Consider the following 15,464-nt stretch of genomic DNA (forward strand, 5'->3'; position numbering starts at 1 on the left):
ACAGTCTTATTTCTGACTTCTCTATTTTTAAGATGATCTTCCATGATTTTCCAAATACCTGTAATGGTATATGGATATAACATTTCCTTATCCTCGAAGTTTTTCTTACTTGGATTTGATGATAAAGAGATAATTCAGGATGCACACAGTAGCAGGATTGCCGGAATTGATGGTGTGGATTACGTTTCGCCGGGGACTATACAGAGAGATCCGCCAATTAAGAGACCCTTTAAGATCAAACATCTAAATCACTCTTAGTTAAATTGTAAGTTTTGGCTACAACAAAGCTATTTTTGGCTACATTTTGCGATATAAGAACCTCGAACTTTGCTTCATAAAATAATATTAGAAATGAAAGTATTTGTTACAGGCGCTACAGGTTTCGTAGGAACAGCTGTAGTACAAGAATTATTAGGAGCTGGTCACAAGGTTCTTGGGCTTGCAAGGTCGGAAGAATCTGCAAAGAAGTTAATTAAAGCAGGAGCAGAGGTCCACCACGGTGACCTTACTGATTTTGAACGTCTGAAATCTGGGGCTAATGCAGCTGATGCAGTTATACACTTAGGATTTGTACATGATTTTGGGCGGTTTGAGGAAATGTGTGAATTGGATAGGGATGTAATCGGCGCCATAGGAGATGCTCTGGTTGGTACGGACAAGCCCTTTCTCATCACTTCCGGCACTGCACTTTTTTCAAAAGATGGCATCACAACTGAGAAAGACCGCAACGTCCATCACCCACATCCGAGGATTGCAACTGAAAATGCCGCGGACGATCAGGTTGCAAAAGGTGTGCGTGTCGCCGTGATTAGATTATCGCCATCTGTGCATGGTGAAGGAGATCAGATCGGCTTTGTTCCGCTATTTATCAAAATAGCAAAGGAAAAAGGTGTCTCTTCGGTTATTGGTGATGGAAATAACCGCTGGCCAGCTGTGCATCGACTGGATGCGGCAGGGCTCTACCGATTGGCGCTGGAAAAACCATTTGAAAATGGAACCAGATATCATGCAGTATCCGAAGAAGGAATTGAGCTCAAGACAGTAGCCGCTGAAATTGCGGATCGTTTAAATATTCCTTTTACCTCGCTGAATTCTCAGGAAGCTGGGCAGCATTTTTCCTGGTTTACGCATTTTGCAGAGCTGGATAACCCCACTTCAAGTGAATGGACAAGGAATGCGCTGGGATGGAATCCTGTACATCCAACTTTATTGGAAGATTTAAAAGGTTCGTATTATTTTTCGGAACTCCGATAATCTGTATTTTTGTTTTATCTATTTTAATATAAAAGCACATAATTCCATGTCCGATAAGCCTGTTCGAATTAAGACCATTTCAGACTTCCACAAACTACGTGGTCTGCCGGGACCGAAGCACCCGCTTATTAGTGTGATCAATTTTGAAGATATGACCGAGCCTACAAAAGTCGGAAAACAGAGCCTTCTGTTTGATTTTTATATGATCTCGCTAAAACGTGATATGGAGCACAAGTACAGGTATGGGCAGAATGATTATGATTTTGATGAAGGAGTGATGTTTTTCATGGCCCCACATCAGATTTTAAGTGTGATACGTGAAGAACAAGGAAGAAATCCTTCCGGATGGATGCTAATGATCCATCCGGACTTTCTCTGGAATACGGCACTTTCCACTTCCATCAAAAGATATGAATTTTTTGATTATTCTGTTAATGAAGCGCTGTTCCTATCAGAAGATGAGGAACTGAAAATGAAGCAGATCATTGAAAATATCAAACAGGAATATCAGAGCAATATAGACCAGTTCAGCCAACACATTATTATTTCTCAATTGGAAACTCTATTTAATTATTCCCAACGTTTTTATCAGCGCCAGTTTATAACACGTAAGAAAGTCATTCATCAGTTTTTGGAGAGGTTGGAAAATTTTCTTTCGGATTATTTTGAAGGAAAAAATATAATAGAGCATGGCTTGCCTACGGTGCAGCTGCTTTCCGAAAAGCTAAATATATCACCCCAATACATGCGTGCAATGCTCAAATCGTTGACCGGACAAACCACGCAGCAAATCATCCATGAAAAGTTAATCGAAAAAGCCAAAGAGAGACTTTCCACAACTGAACTTACCATAAGCGAGATCGCCTATGAACTGGGCTTTGAACACCCACAGTCATTCAATAAACTGTTTAAAGCGAAAACTAATATTTCACCGTTAGAGTTCAGGAATTCATTCAATTAAGGAAGTGGTAGCGACTTCATCAAATAGTGTGCTGAATAAATTACGGCTGATATAATGGACAATATCATTGGCCCATTACATCATTAAATAGCGTAAAAATATAAAAGGGGCCCAAGCCGGAATTGAACAGGTTTTTATGTTGATGGCGATGGGTGTTGTGCGGTTTACTTAGACAGTGAAGAAGCCAGACCAAGCGTGGAGACATAACAACTTCAAACTTTTCAGAGTAAGATGAAAGGTTTGAAGATATGGAGATGCTAATGAACTTAGAATTACTTAAATTACACTACCTGTAGCTGTTAAATCGTATATGTATCCTTAATTAAGTATGATGTTTACAAATTATTGCGCTAGGAAAGCATTGATTTTGTGTTTGAAATTTGTTATAAAGTAGAAGATGTTTATTAAAATTAAAGTACTTAGATTTCTGCATATGTATTATTTATTTAGTGACAGCCTGTTCTTTATAAGTATATACGTTATAGGGAAAGAGATTTTTCGCTAGTACTTTTGAAACTAAACTGCTAATTAGTAATGGTAGCAGCAAAACATATCCACTGGGAACAAGACTTGAAATAATAAATATTGCTGTAAAAGGTGCATGGATTGCAGCAGAAAGCATTGCCGCCGCACCAAAAAGTGCAAAATTAATAGTCACAAGTTGAGTTCCGAGATAATGGTTACAAAGCTGAGCAAACAAAACACCTAATATTGCACCTGTTACGATACTAGGCGCAAAGACACCACCGTCACCACCAGCTCCTAATGTAAGTGAGGCTGCAAGGGGTTTTAACAGAACGAGCAGGATCAGCGGAAAGAAGTATAATAGATCAATAGATTTATCTAAACTATTTCTTAAAATTTCTTCAAGACCATGATAACTGTCACCATAGAGTGCTGGCAAGAAAAATATAAAAACTCCTACCGTTATTGCTCCAATATTAACTCGGATAAAGTTGTTTTTTATCTCTGCAAAATAAGATTTTGCATAGATAACAATCTTAGTGAAATAAAGTGCCAAAACTCCTCCTATCAATCCTAAAATAATCACAAAAGGAATTGCCTGCCACCGCCATTCTTTTACTGCAAAAGTAAAGAGGGGAGTGGAATCAAAATAATAAACAATAATTGATGCAATGAACATCGAAGTTAATGCACTAAGTAGTAAAGTCCTGCTGTATCTTCGTGCAATGACCTCAAATGCGAAAAACAAACCGCCCAACGAACTTCCAAATAGCAGTGTTACGCCAGCAATAGCCCCTGCACATATCAATTCGGTTTTGTAAGCTCCTGCAGGTTGTAATCTCTTATAAGCTTGGTTGCCTACTGTAGCGGTTGCAACAACGGTTGAGACTTCAACTCCCGTTGATCCACCAAAAGCAACAGTTAAGAAGCCATTAATGTAGTGTGAAGGAATTTTAAAAAAGGGCAGGTGATCTTTCCTTGTTTCCAATGTAGTATAGATTTCCTTTATTCCCTTATTCTTTCTGCTTTGAAAAGCATATTTTCTCAGGAAATATATCAACGTAATACCAATACTTGGTGCGATAATATAAAATCCCGGATCAAAGCCGGAAATTTTTTCAGATAATTTTTCCTGTACATAAGCAGTACTATGCTTTAAGCTATAAGCCAGTACACAACAAATTATACTGACCAAAATTGAACAAGCAATCAATTTTAGATAACTATATCGAACTACTTTTTTTCTGTATATCGAAGTGCTTTCCATAATAATAAACATTAAACAACTGCAAAGGTAAGTGATATTCTTTTGAGTTTTTCTTACCTCTATATAATTTGAGGTAGAAATAGCTCTCTTAAATACGCAGTATCAGGTTTTAGTAAAATATTTTACTGTTAATCAATTTTAATACATGATCACTTTCCATTTTCTTAATAGTTCTAATCACGGTTTCAATTCGTAAACCTGTAATGGATGCCATTTGTTTTCTGGTTAAATAAACCTCAAATGAATATTTTTCTTTGTTATTGCTGTAGCTTTTAAAGTAGTCAAGAATTCCCAAAAGCCTCACCTCTGGTCTTAATGATAAATTATGCTGCATCATGACAAATTTTTGGTACAATCGTTTGGATATAAACTTGTTGATGTCTAAAGATACATTCGGATGATCAGCAAGTAATTTAAAGAAGTTGTCTTTTGGAATGGTAATGATTTCACAAGGATTTAAGGTTATCGCGTTGACAGGATATTTCTCGGTGATAAAAAGAAGTAACTCACAAACGCTCTGTCCTGAAAACAAAATACTTTGAATAATCTCTTTCCCGTCTTCATCGTAATGATTTAATTTCACTCTTCCCTCTGTTATTTGATAGTAGCGTTTTGGAGTATCACCTTCTTGAAATATTGTTTCATGGGCTTTAAACTGGGATGTTTCTGCACCGTATAACGGCAAAAGATTTTGATCGATAATCATAATAATATTGAGTTAGAATTAAAGTTAATAGAATATCAAAAATTAAATGTTCCTGATTATACCAGATCTTTTAATAATTAGTATCTAAAGATAATATAAAAACCAGCAACCAAAAATTTCTTGATTGTATTGGTTACCTAAATTTTTAAATACATATAGGTAAAATTGTTCCTTTGACAGATTGACATTTTGTACTCATAATTCGTATGTATGATTTAGGTCATACACTTGAAGTGTCCTTTACCATTACCTTTGGATGCTAGTTAATTGCGCACTCATTAGTGATATATGCCGCTTTTTAAATTCTGCAATTTAATTAGTACAAGTTTAATACCCCTAATAATTTTTTCAATATGCTGGTTGATGAAGATTTACTTTTTCATTATGGAGGACAATTAGTGAAATTCACCAAAAATGATTTGATATTTAGAGAATCGGAAATACCCAAATTTTATTATCAGATAAAATATGGCAATGTGAAAATCAACAATTATCATCAGGAAGGAAAAGAATTTATCCATAGTTTACCTTCGACCGGGCACTGTCTTGGAGAAACTTTTATATTTTCCGAAAGACCTTATCCCGTCAATGCAGTAGCAATGAATGATGTAGCAGTTATTAAAGTTGGAATAGCCAGATTTTTTGATCTGATTCACAGTGATAGAAGCATATTATTTAAACTTTATCAATATACCTCTGAAAGAATGCACTACCGTTATGTGATGTTAAATAATTTATCATCCACAAACACCTTCAGTAAAATAATCTGTGTGATGGACTGTTTGAAGCAATATCATAATGTGACAGAACAATACGCTTATCAAATTCCCTACACCCGTCTTGAAATTGCGTCGCTAACAGGGCTAAGAATAGAAACTGTGATAAGAGTATTAAAAAAGATGGAACGTGAAAATATTGTAAAAAATATTGGTGGAAAAATATTTTATTAATACTTTCAATCATACCTATTTATCCTATTGTTGGTTAGCCTGTTATTTTACCATTCGATGTGCTCCTGTGACAATTGCTCCGCCTTGTTTAGTATATTCTTTAAGTAACTTATTGATATATCTGACCGGGTGAAATTGTGCCTGACTTTAATTTCAATGGTCTTTTAATAGCTTAGTTGGTCTTGCTGTGCTAGGCACACCGCTGGCAGACCTGCGGCACTAAACGTTAACTTAAAAAAAGTGGAAATTATTCATGGTTTTTACTTTAAGTTTTCGAAACTAAATTGTCGAATCTTTCACCGTTTTATCAGGTGTTTTTTCAGTAGTTACTATGTTTTTCGAATCTTCTGTGGATACTATTTGCGGGCTCCATTTTGCATGTTTTGAAGGTTTAAGTTGATGCCCCATTTTTTTAGCGTAAACCTTAGTAAATTCTGCACCAAAGAAAATAATCTGACAGGTATAATTAATCCACAACAACAGTAAAATAACAGTCCCGGCGGTACCAAATGCAGAGCTGGGATTGAACGTTTCAAAATAAAAAGTGAGGATATACTTTCCAAGTGTAAACAGTGCTGCAGTTACTGCAGCTCCAACCCACACTGATTTCCATTGTAACTCAACATCCGGCAGAATTTTGAACATGGCCGCGAAAAGAAATAATGTAACAAGAAAGCCTACAACAATATTAATAATATTAACCATAACCAGGGTTTCCAACCCGAAACGATGGATAACCCAATCGTTAGCAAGACCGATGAAAGAACTTAGTAGCAAGGTAATGAGCATAAGAAATGCAATGACAATAATCATCCCCAAAGAATTCGCACGGTCGAGAAGATATTTTTCCCAGGCCTTTTTAGGAGTTGCCACGATATCCCACAGTTTATTGAGGGATTTTTGAAATTGGAAGAAAAGTGAAGTTGCCCCAAAAACAAGCGTAACGATTCCAATGATTTTCATAACAATGTTCTTTTTATCCACCATGCCGGCTACGACCATCTCTTCAAGGCTCTTACCAACATCTTTCCCCATCATGCTCCCGATAAGTTTAGTGATTTCTCCTCGTACCGCTTCTTCACCAAAGAATATACCCGTGAACCATATAACTATAATTAAAAGCCCAGGAATCGAAAAAATTGCGGTATAGGCTAAGCTGGCTGCCTCGGTCCCCAGATCCCGTGCACTCCAATCCTTGTATGTGCCTTTAAGTATTTCCCAAAAATTTTTAATTGTTTTCATGATGTATAGTATTAACGGTAAAAATCAGGTCTATAACTTTTACTTAATATTGTGAAACTCACTGGGTCAAAACTTTATTACTTGGATATCACTTCTCATTCTTAAATTGGTCTGTGAAAATTAGCATAGAGTTTCTTAGATTTGAAACAGATTATTAATCTTTCTTTTTATAACGTTCATGTTATCGAACTGATAGTAAGAAATGCGCAGCTGTCTCAACTTTTCCGCAATTATCTTTCAACTTTCGCTACAAAGATCACCGCTTTTCAATGGATTATCGTATGCTTCAATGGCATGCTTTTCACCAAAAACTATATTCTCCAAGGTTCCTTAATCACTATTACTTGTCGGTATGGAATTTTTAATATCGATCTAAGTTCGGTGCAGACTACCAGCCAATGATAATGATTCCTCATCAGGATTTCTACCTCTTTTAGTAATGAGATTAATAATTTTCATTCTTCATTATTTTTGACTGAGAGATAATTTTATCATATTCTCCCTTCAGATCAGCATAGCTTTTACCAAACTTTTCCTTCGGTGCTTTCAAAACCTTTAATTCTGTCATTGGTAGTATGAAGTAATTTATTAAGTGCTGAAATTGCTTTATTTATTTTCCATACTGATTATTTTTTGAATGATTAAACAATAAATATGCCTATAACATTTGTTTTGTGGTATGTTAAGGCTTTATTTTTTATAAAATTCGCAAACAAATAATATATTAATCCATTATATTTGGGATTTAATTATTTGAACAGCAGCTTATTAATTATTGTCATTAACGTCAGTTATCGAAATGGTGAACTAATGTACATACTGATGGGGAATTATGCCTGTGTATCTTTTTTGACAACAGTAATTTCCCCAGTATATTCAATATAAACACTTCTGATAACATTTAGATCATCAGTTAAAGCAGATTTCCTGATCCCCTGCATTATATCTTCTTTGCAGATCTGAGCTCTGGACATACCAGCATGTAAAAATTTACCATCATTAAAAACCATTATTTTCTCTCCATCTACAAGTTTGTTAAAAGAAGAATTTTTACTTTTCAGCCAACTTACAAACCTATGAAGAAGTACGATTGCCAGACAAGTAACAATGACAGGGATGAAAGGGGAGGCTCCCACCACAGCCCGGCTTAAAATAGCACCTAACAGGATTACAATGATATTATCCAAAGGAGAGCCTATACCAAAAGATCTGCGACCGGAAATACGGATCAGTATCAATGCCGATATGAATACCGTTACACCACGGATTCCCATTTGAAAACTATCCAGCGAAGTATCTATATCCCAAATTTGTTTCAGAATATCCATGACTAAGTTTTTAATGTTGATAACAAAAATGATACCGGGCAAAAGCTGTTGAATGCATAAAATTTAAATGATTAAAGAGATTATAAAACCAAAATAAGCTTTCCAGTTAAGAAAAAGCTTCTACGAATTTCAAGTAAGATGTAATTTTAACAGACCAAAATTACCCTTATTATTGATAAAGGAAATCAAAAAAGCTTTCTGATTAATGGAGGTGAAACTCCACAGACAACATTTGCCTCCAATATTCTTTCATAAAAATCATCTACATTCTGTTTCTTTTGAATATGGATACATCCTGCGTTATGATAATCTTGCTTTTCCAAGAATGTAGAATAGTTCTCTTTTCTGCGGGCTATTAAACTTGATACCATAATGACTTCAATACGGACATCTCTTTGTAAAGACAGTTACCCAAAAGCTTTGGCTAGCAGTTGGTATGATGTTAACTTACATTTTGCTTCATCAGTAGTAATTTTATCATTACCACTAATAATAATTAATCTGCCTTTTGAAATCATACTTAATTATTCATTAATTGTTTTGATATGATTATCTTTTTTGAGCTTTACTGTATCCGATATTTCTTTTATTGTTTGGATTGTATCGGACGCTTTGTCATTCACCGTTTCTTTTTTTATTATCCTGGTTAATATATTGTGTTTCAGATTTTGTACATGCTAATACTGTTGTACATAGTAGGAAAAGGTATTGTGTTACATATTTCATAATAATTATTTTGATGATCAAACTTAGCGGTCAAAAAACGAAAGTTTTATGATGAGAATCACAACTGTTATAGATTATTGTAATGTTTGTTTTTCGATAATTATTGATGACCCTTAAAACGATCTACTAATATATCACACAAAATAAATATTAAACTACTTTGCTATATCCCAACGTGAAGGCACAATTTTGATAGTCAATGATGTTTCTCTTTAATATTATCTGAAATTTAAAATGCTTTTCATTTTTAAGATTTGGCCAGATAGATTGATTCACCAAGAATATTCGAAAGTATTTCCGTAAAGAATCTTTACATTAATTGGGAGTGGTGGTAGTAAGACTGATGTCCAATTATTTCTTTAGACAACAGATAATAGACTGGCTATTTGTATACCATAGCGTCAATCGTCTTTACTATTGTGTGCAATCAACGATGTGATTTAGAAAGTGCAGTCTTACTATATTTGACTTTATACTCAAAAATAATGTTTACATAAGATTTACATTTACCTACAAAGATGTAGCTAATTATAGAAAATGTTAATTCATGTAGTAGATTCTAAAAAGGCTTCATTGTATATTAAGCTGTCTTTTGATACAGCTTTCAATCAATATAAATTAGTACTTTGTCAATTTCCTCTTGTTTATACTGCATTTATACTGCATTTGATTTTAAAATGCTGAAAATCAAAATAAAACAAAATGCGGTATAAATGCAGTGCGTATATTTTCTTGTAAGATAAGTATGTTTGTGATACAATTTTCTTTAAAATCAATTGGACTTGAAACGTTTTAAATCAAATTGAAAAATGAAAATTAGCTTCACATAACCGCATAAAATTTGTCTTACAATGAGAAAAATAATTACGCTGTCGGGTAAAACTTATCTCTATGTATTAAGTATAAAAGAGGTAAGAAGGAATACAGAATATGCAACAGGATAGATGACTGGAAACATACTCAAATTGTACCCGAACTTACTGCATGAGCCCCTCAATTTATTTCAATAATAGCAGTTCCCGAAGGTTCTATTACACGCTTGGTGAATAAAGGTATAATTCATAACAATTATGGATTATACCGTTTTTTAACCGACAAATTAACACTATTAAACACATTTTATATTTATTAATTAAAACATTTATTATGAAGAATTTTTTATTGCCCACAGCTTTATTCTTTTCGTCCATGGCTTTTTCCCAAGTAGGAATAAATACTACAACACCAAAATCTACATTGGATGTGAGCGCAAAAAGAAATGCCTCGGGAATTGCAGACAATACGCAGGTATATGGACTAATACCGCCTCGCATTACAAGAGCAGAGCTAACGGATAATACAGCCGTTTATAATGCAGATCAGAGGGGAGCTTTAATTTATGTCGGTGATGTAACAGGGGGAGATACCAACCCGCCTAGAAGTAATGTGAATACTGTCGGTTACTATTATTTTGACGGTACACTTTGGCAAAAAATATCAGCGCTGTATACAGCAACCAATGGTGTAACGATGTCTGGTAATAATTTGAAGTTGGGAGGAAGTCTTACGGAGCCAACCAATATATCGGGGGTTACCGGTGTGAATAAACTTACTATCACGGGAGCTGGTGTTGATGCTATTAATTTTGACAGCAATACTTTAAGCATTGATGCATCTAATGATAGAGTTGGGATCGGAACAAATAGCCCTTCTGAAAAATTGGATGTTGCAGGTAACATTTCACTTAATACCAATCAGACAGGGACGGCTTCATCATTAAAGTTTTATGAAGATACGGCAAACGGAGCTAATTCCATATCAATACAGTCGCCTTCCAGTCTTCCTGCAAATAGAACACTGACACTTCCATCAAATGCACCTGCCAACGGATATGTCCTTACAACCAATGCTTCTGGAGTAACACAATGGGGAGCTATGAACCCAGCCTCAGCAACCTTAGCTTCGATATCACTATCTAACGAAGCATTAGGAGCTACCAACATTACGAACGGTGGGGTTGACGGCGGAAATGTAAACCAAAGATTTTTCCAAAAATTTGATACTACAGTTACCGACCCAAATGGGCGCTTTAATCTGAGCAACGGGACGTATACAGTTGCACAATCCGGTATTTATTTAATTTCTGCTTACATCATGCCCAATTCTACTCCGGGCAGAAATCTCTCAGGTTTTTTCTATCCCGTAAACCTTGAAATAAGAAAAAATGCAGGTGGAAATGCCTCTGGGGGCACTATTATTATGGATAATGCCACCATAAGATGGGCAACACCTCTACAGACAGCATTACGTTATTCTGTGCTTGTTACCGGAATGGTTTCCTTAAATGCAGGAGATACCCTTAACGCTGTGGTTTATCTTTCCGGAACAAATGCCGCCGCCAGTGCAAGTGGTGGGATTTCATATCCTACTAGCTTTGGTTATGCAAACGTTGCTGAATTTAAAGCATTGTTTAGTGTTACGGCATTATAAGAAAAATCTTATATAGTACTTCACTAGGATTCATAATAGGGCTGCTTATGTTACTCATTATTAAACTTCAATCTTGTCATCAGTTATTTTAAAATGCAATATAGTATACCATATAAGGAGTGAAAATTTGACAACAAATGCAGAAAAAAATACAGAGCGACAGCGGGTTCTTTTTATATTTTTTGCAGAGGGTCAGATGGTGTGTAGCGAACTGATTAGCCAATAAAATAAAAATGAAAATGGTCTGTTCGTCATACTAAGCTTTTGAGTTTTAAATTATAAAATTAAATTGTAAGAAGTTTCATTTTATAGAGAATTACTTGATGAAAATGAGCTTTGTAATTCCTGTTTAATTTGACTTAAATGAATAATCATAGGCAAAGGTTTTGTCTAGCTCTGGTCAAGGTTGCAAATTTGCCAAATGGCGTCAACTAAATACAGTTGATGCCATTATTTTGGGATGGTAAAATAGATTTTCGATTCCTATCATTTGAGGCTTATTTAACCAGAAAATAAGTGACATCCATTACAGTTTACGAATTGAACCCGGAATCAGAACTAGTAAGAAAAATGGTGGCAATTCAATCACAATCTAATAATCTTCACATCGGATAAAGACACCTTAACTTATTTGAACCAAAGAGCTTGAAATATGTTTGAGTTTTGATATTGATGTATTTTATATTTTGTAATAAATTGAGTTTATGATTGAAAAAAAAGAAAGTATAGTAGAGTATGATTTAGGCCATATTGTTTAAATAGTGCCTCATATTATATTTGCTTCATATGAGTACTGATAAATCAATAGGTAACTATAACAATTTTCGGAGGGAATATCGTCTGATAAATATTTATTAGTTAGGCGCAATCCACTTTATGATTTTCTCCCAATCCTAATTTAGAGAGACAGATGACTGAACTTCCCATTAATATTCAAAAATATTTTAGTAACCCAAAAACTTAAACAAATGAAACACCAAATCAATCAAGAAAATCTTTCTACTGATTTTCTCATTCAGAACAATGATTTTAAAAATGTAATTTCAATTTTTAAAGCTGTAAGTAAATCCCTTCCTAACAAAACAGCTATAATATCTGAAACCGAAAGTATCTCTTATGGTGCGTTGGACAGACGTTCTGACCTTTTAGCTTCCTACTTGCAAACTTTGGAACTGAAGGCAGGAACCTCTGTGGCGGTATGCATGCCACAATCTGTAGACCGGATTATATCCTTTTTGGCTGTACTTAAAATTGGCGCCGCCTATATTCCTTTGGATGGACAGCTGCCCGAAAGCCGAATGAAAATGATGCTTGATAATGCTCAAACAGAACTGATTATTACGGGTAGTACTTATATCGATAAGTTTGCTGGAATGGATCTTAAACTCCTCACAATGGATAACCGTGTGTATGAAGCCTTGGAGTACAATAAACAGTTGATACAACCTGATCAGATAGATCCTATGCAGACGGCATATATTATCTATACTTCAGGTAGTACCGGAGTGCCAAAAGGCGTTGAAATCCATCATGAAGCATTTTACACTTTTGTACATTCGTTTACCAATCTTTGGGGATTTTCCGCGAAAGATAGAACGCTTCAGTTTAGTTCAACCGGCTTTGATGTTTCGATCATCGATATGTGGATTCCTTTATTTAGCGGAGCCACTATATTTTTATATCCTGATAATAAAATAATAGGAAAACCATTATTGGATTTTATTGTCGATCATAATATAGATGTTGTTCCTTACCTTCCTCCGGCTGTATTGAGCACTCTTCCGACAGATGTTCCTATTGGCAGCCTTCATACATTATCAATAGCCGGAGAAGTTCCTTCTGAGCAGACCATTAAGAACTGGTGTAAACGTGTACGTCTTATTAATGTATATGGACCAACAGAAACAACCGTAAGTGTTGTGAGCCATCAGTTTAAAGATGATGATACAAATCCCCATATAATTGGTAAGCCACTGGATAGTGCAGATATACATATCCTTAATAAGGATCTTGAGTATGTAAATAGTGGGATCACAGGTGAAATTTATATTGGCGGTAAGCAAGTGGCTAAAGGGTATATAAATAAACCTAATGAGACAGCAGAAGTCTTTATTGAAGCTCCGGTATGGATGAAATCAAAATATGGATCTGATTATCGACTTTATAAATCAGGGGACCGCGGATTTTGGCGGCAAGACGGTAATATAGAGTTTGTCGGAAGGCTTGACGATCAGGTGAAATTAAGGGGATTCAGAATTGAATTGAAAGAAATTGAACATCATATAGCACAGCTGACACAAGTTGCTAATGTAGCAGTAAAAGTTCATCGTCCACAGACGGGATTACCAATACTTATTGCATTTTTAGAATTGTACGATAATGACAAAGAACGGATTTCACTGGAAGACATCCGCGCGAGGTTAAAACAGAGTTTACCTACCTATATGCTTCCTGAAAAAGTTATTTTATACGATAAACTTCCTTTGACATTGACAGGAAAAATAGACAAAAGCAAGTTGCATATCCCATTACAGAAGACTGAGAGAAAAGCAAAAGCAAAAGTTGAGGCAGAGGATCTTAAACAAGAATTGACTGAAATATGGATGGACTTGCTGAATCTTGAGCACATAGATGAAAACGACAACTTTTTTGATCTTGGGGGACATTCTTTAATGTTAGCTCAACTGCATGAGCGCTTGCCTTTAAATGTGCAGAAAAAAGTTTCGCTTCCAGAATTATATCGTTATCCTACAATCAATCTTTTTGTAACCGAAGCAGAAAACAGATTGTATCAAAATGAAGCCAGTCAACAGCAGAAAGCCCGATTTGTAGAGGAGCAGCTATTAAAAGATGCGGAACTACCTTTTGATTTTGAAATAACAGTACAACCTGACCCACAGATTTTAGCTAATCCCCGTCATATTTTTCTTACAGGAGTTACAGGTTTTGTTGGTTCACACTTATTGGAAGAGCTTATTCCAAAAAATCCTGAAGCCCTGATCTATTGTCTTGTGCGTGCCGAAAATGAAGAGTTAGCTTTAGAACGCATTAAAAGTACATTTTTAAAATTCAAATTGGTTTGGCATATTGAATATGAAAATAGAATAAAGATTATTTTAGGAGATCTGACCGAGCCTAAGTTAGGGACTGACGAAAATACATATGAAAAACTACTAAAAGATATTGAGGTTATTTATCATATGGCAAGCGATGTAAGTTATGTAAAACCATATGAATATATTAAAAAGCCTAATGTTGATGGAATGGCAAATATACTTCATCTTGCTGTTAATGATAAAACTAAATTTTTGATCATTTCTTCTTCAATGGGTGTGTATAGCTGGGGAAGAAGCTTTACAGGGAAAACCTGGATGACAGAAGATGAGCCTATTGAACAGAATCTGCCTGCGGTTTGTCGTGATATGGGGTATATCCGAAGTAAATGGGTAATGGAAAGTATGGCCTCAAAAGCGCGTGAAAAAGGGCTGCCATTGATCAATTTCCGTTTAGGTTTTGTTGTATGTCATGGAAAAACTGGCGCAACACCTTTAAATCAATGGTGGAGTTCTCTGATGCGCTCATGTATTGAGCTGAAAGCATTTCCATTGGTCATGGGTCTAAAAGATGAAGTAGTAACAGTTGATTACGTTTGTAAAGCGATGGCACATATCAGCCGAAAACCGGAAGCTCTAGGGCTAAATTTCAATCTGAATCCACTACCGGAGCATGATTTATCTCTTACCGATTTTTGCGTTCGAATTAGTGATTATTGTGGATTGGAAATGCGAGGTTTGGATTTCCGAAATTGGTTTGAGCAATGGAGGAGAAATCAGGAACTGCCAATTTACTCTTTGCTTTATTTGTTTACCGATGATGTGCATGAAGGTAAATCCCTTGTTGAGGCCTATGAAAATACTTATTATTTTAAAAGCAGCAATACAGAACACTTTCTAAAAGACACAGATATCAGGCCTGCGGTTTTTAATAAAAATGTAATTGAAGCCTATCTAAGGTTTATGAAAATGATTTAATGTTTTCAATAAAAGATGGCTATTACTGATTTTCTGTAATAGCCACTTTATAAGTGGTAAAAAAT

10 protein-coding genes are annotated in these 15,464 nt (G+C 35.2%); 5 read left to right on the top strand and 5 right to left on the bottom strand.

The annotated features are described in order from the left end of the window. The first annotated feature begins 351 nt into the window (after window positions 1-351). Both AB1278_RS10065 and AB1278_RS10070 read left to right on the top strand, forming a co-directional pair. A complete protein-coding gene (locus AB1278_RS10065; protein ID WP_429814104.1) occupies window positions 352-1,254 on the top strand; it encodes an SDR family oxidoreductase in 903 nt (300 codons plus the stop codon). 46 nt (window positions 1,255-1,300) lie between these two features. Next, window positions 1,301-2,215: a helix-turn-helix domain-containing protein gene (locus tag AB1278_RS10070; protein ID WP_429814107.1), complete on the top strand. Its 915-nt coding sequence runs from the start codon at window positions 1,301-1,303 to the stop codon at window positions 2,213-2,215. Window positions 2,216-2,657: 442 nt separating this feature from the next. On the opposite strand, the gene AB1278_RS10075 is transcribed toward AB1278_RS10070, so the two are convergent. Together AB1278_RS10075 and AB1278_RS10080 are read right to left on the bottom strand one after the other, a co-directional pair. Further along, window positions 2,658-3,947 carry a chloride channel protein gene (locus AB1278_RS10075; RefSeq protein WP_429814109.1) on the bottom strand — a complete coding sequence of 430 codons (1,290 nt, stop codon included), beginning with the start codon at window positions 3,945-3,947 and terminating at the stop codon, window positions 2,658-2,660. A 109-nt stretch (window positions 3,948-4,056) separates the two neighbouring features. Then, window positions 4,057-4,653 (bottom strand): Crp/Fnr family transcriptional regulator, encoded by a 597-nt coding sequence (locus tag AB1278_RS10080; protein ID WP_429814112.1) that lies wholly within the window; start codon window positions 4,651-4,653, stop codon window positions 4,057-4,059. A 353-nt stretch (window positions 4,654-5,006) separates the two neighbouring features. On the opposite strand from AB1278_RS10080, the gene AB1278_RS10085 reads away from it, so the two are divergent. After that, a complete protein-coding gene (locus tag AB1278_RS10085; protein WP_411412997.1) occupies window positions 5,007-5,603 on the top strand; it encodes a Crp/Fnr family transcriptional regulator in 597 nt (198 codons plus the stop codon). A 279-nt stretch (window positions 5,604-5,882) separates the two neighbouring features. On the opposite strand, the gene AB1278_RS10090 is transcribed toward AB1278_RS10085, so the two are convergent. From AB1278_RS10090 to AB1278_RS10100, 3 genes are all read right to left on the bottom strand, one after another. After that, window positions 5,883-6,845: a YihY/virulence factor BrkB family protein gene (locus AB1278_RS10090; RefSeq protein WP_411412998.1), complete on the bottom strand. Its 963-nt coding sequence runs from the start codon at window positions 6,843-6,845 to the stop codon at window positions 5,883-5,885. Between the two features lie 445 nt (window positions 6,846-7,290). Continuing rightward, window positions 7,291-7,413 (bottom strand): hypothetical protein, encoded by a 123-nt coding sequence (locus AB1278_RS10095; RefSeq protein ID WP_411412999.1) that lies wholly within the window; start codon window positions 7,411-7,413, stop codon window positions 7,291-7,293. A gap of 262 nt (window positions 7,414-7,675) precedes the next feature. Next, window positions 7,676-8,173: a DUF421 domain-containing protein gene (locus AB1278_RS10100; RefSeq protein WP_429814115.1), complete on the bottom strand. Its 498-nt coding sequence runs from the start codon at window positions 8,171-8,173 to the stop codon at window positions 7,676-7,678. Between the two features lie 1,872 nt (window positions 8,174-10,045). On the opposite strand from AB1278_RS10100, the gene AB1278_RS10105 reads away from it, so the two are divergent. Both AB1278_RS10105 and AB1278_RS10110 read left to right on the top strand, forming a co-directional pair. After that, window positions 10,046-11,368: a hypothetical protein gene (locus tag AB1278_RS10105; protein WP_411413002.1), complete on the top strand. Its 1,323-nt coding sequence runs from the start codon at window positions 10,046-10,048 to the stop codon at window positions 11,366-11,368. Window positions 11,369-12,336: 968 nt separating this feature from the next. Next, window positions 12,337-15,399: an amino acid adenylation domain-containing protein gene (locus tag AB1278_RS10110; RefSeq protein ID WP_429814118.1), complete on the top strand. Its 3,063-nt coding sequence runs from the start codon at window positions 12,337-12,339 to the stop codon at window positions 15,397-15,399. Window positions 15,400-15,464 lie beyond the last annotated feature (65 nt).

It is taken from the genome of Chryseobacterium sp. NRRL B-14798, from assembly GCF_050470705.1.
GTDB lineage: Bacteria > Bacteroidota > Bacteroidia > Flavobacteriales > Weeksellaceae > Chryseobacterium > Chryseobacterium cupriresistens.

Bases quoted from the DNA above. Each gene is read 5' to 3' on its own strand.
- AB1278_RS10100 (WP_429814115.1), bottom strand. From the start codon at position 8,173: ATGGATATTCTGAAACAAATTTGGGATATAGATACTTCGCTGGATAGT.
- AB1278_RS10095 (WP_411412999.1), bottom strand. From the start codon at position 7,413: ATGACAGAATTAAAGGTTTTGAAAGCACCGAAGGAAAAGTTTGGTAAA.
- AB1278_RS10110 (WP_429814118.1), top strand. From the start codon at position 12,337: ATGAAACACCAAATCAATCAAGAAAATCTTTCTACTGATTTTCTCATT.
- AB1278_RS10085 (WP_411412997.1), top strand. From the start codon at position 5,007: ATGCTGGTTGATGAAGATTTACTTTTTCATTATGGAGGACAATTAGTG.
- AB1278_RS10070 (WP_429814107.1), top strand. From the start codon at position 1,301: ATGTCCGATAAGCCTGTTCGAATTAAGACCATTTCAGACTTCCACAAA.
- AB1278_RS10080 (WP_429814112.1), bottom strand. From the start codon at position 4,653: ATGATTATCGATCAAAATCTTTTGCCGTTATACGGTGCAGAAACATCC.
- AB1278_RS10075 (WP_429814109.1), bottom strand. From the start codon at position 3,947: ATGGAAAGCACTTCGATATACAGAAAAAAAGTAGTTCGATATAGTTAT.
- AB1278_RS10105 (WP_411413002.1), top strand. From the start codon at position 10,046: ATGAAGAATTTTTTATTGCCCACAGCTTTATTCTTTTCGTCCATGGCT.
- AB1278_RS10090 (WP_411412998.1), bottom strand. From the start codon at position 6,845: ATGAAAACAATTAAAAATTTTTGGGAAATACTTAAAGGCACATACAAG.
- AB1278_RS10065 (WP_429814104.1), top strand. From the start codon at position 352: ATGAAAGTATTTGTTACAGGCGCTACAGGTTTCGTAGGAACAGCTGTA.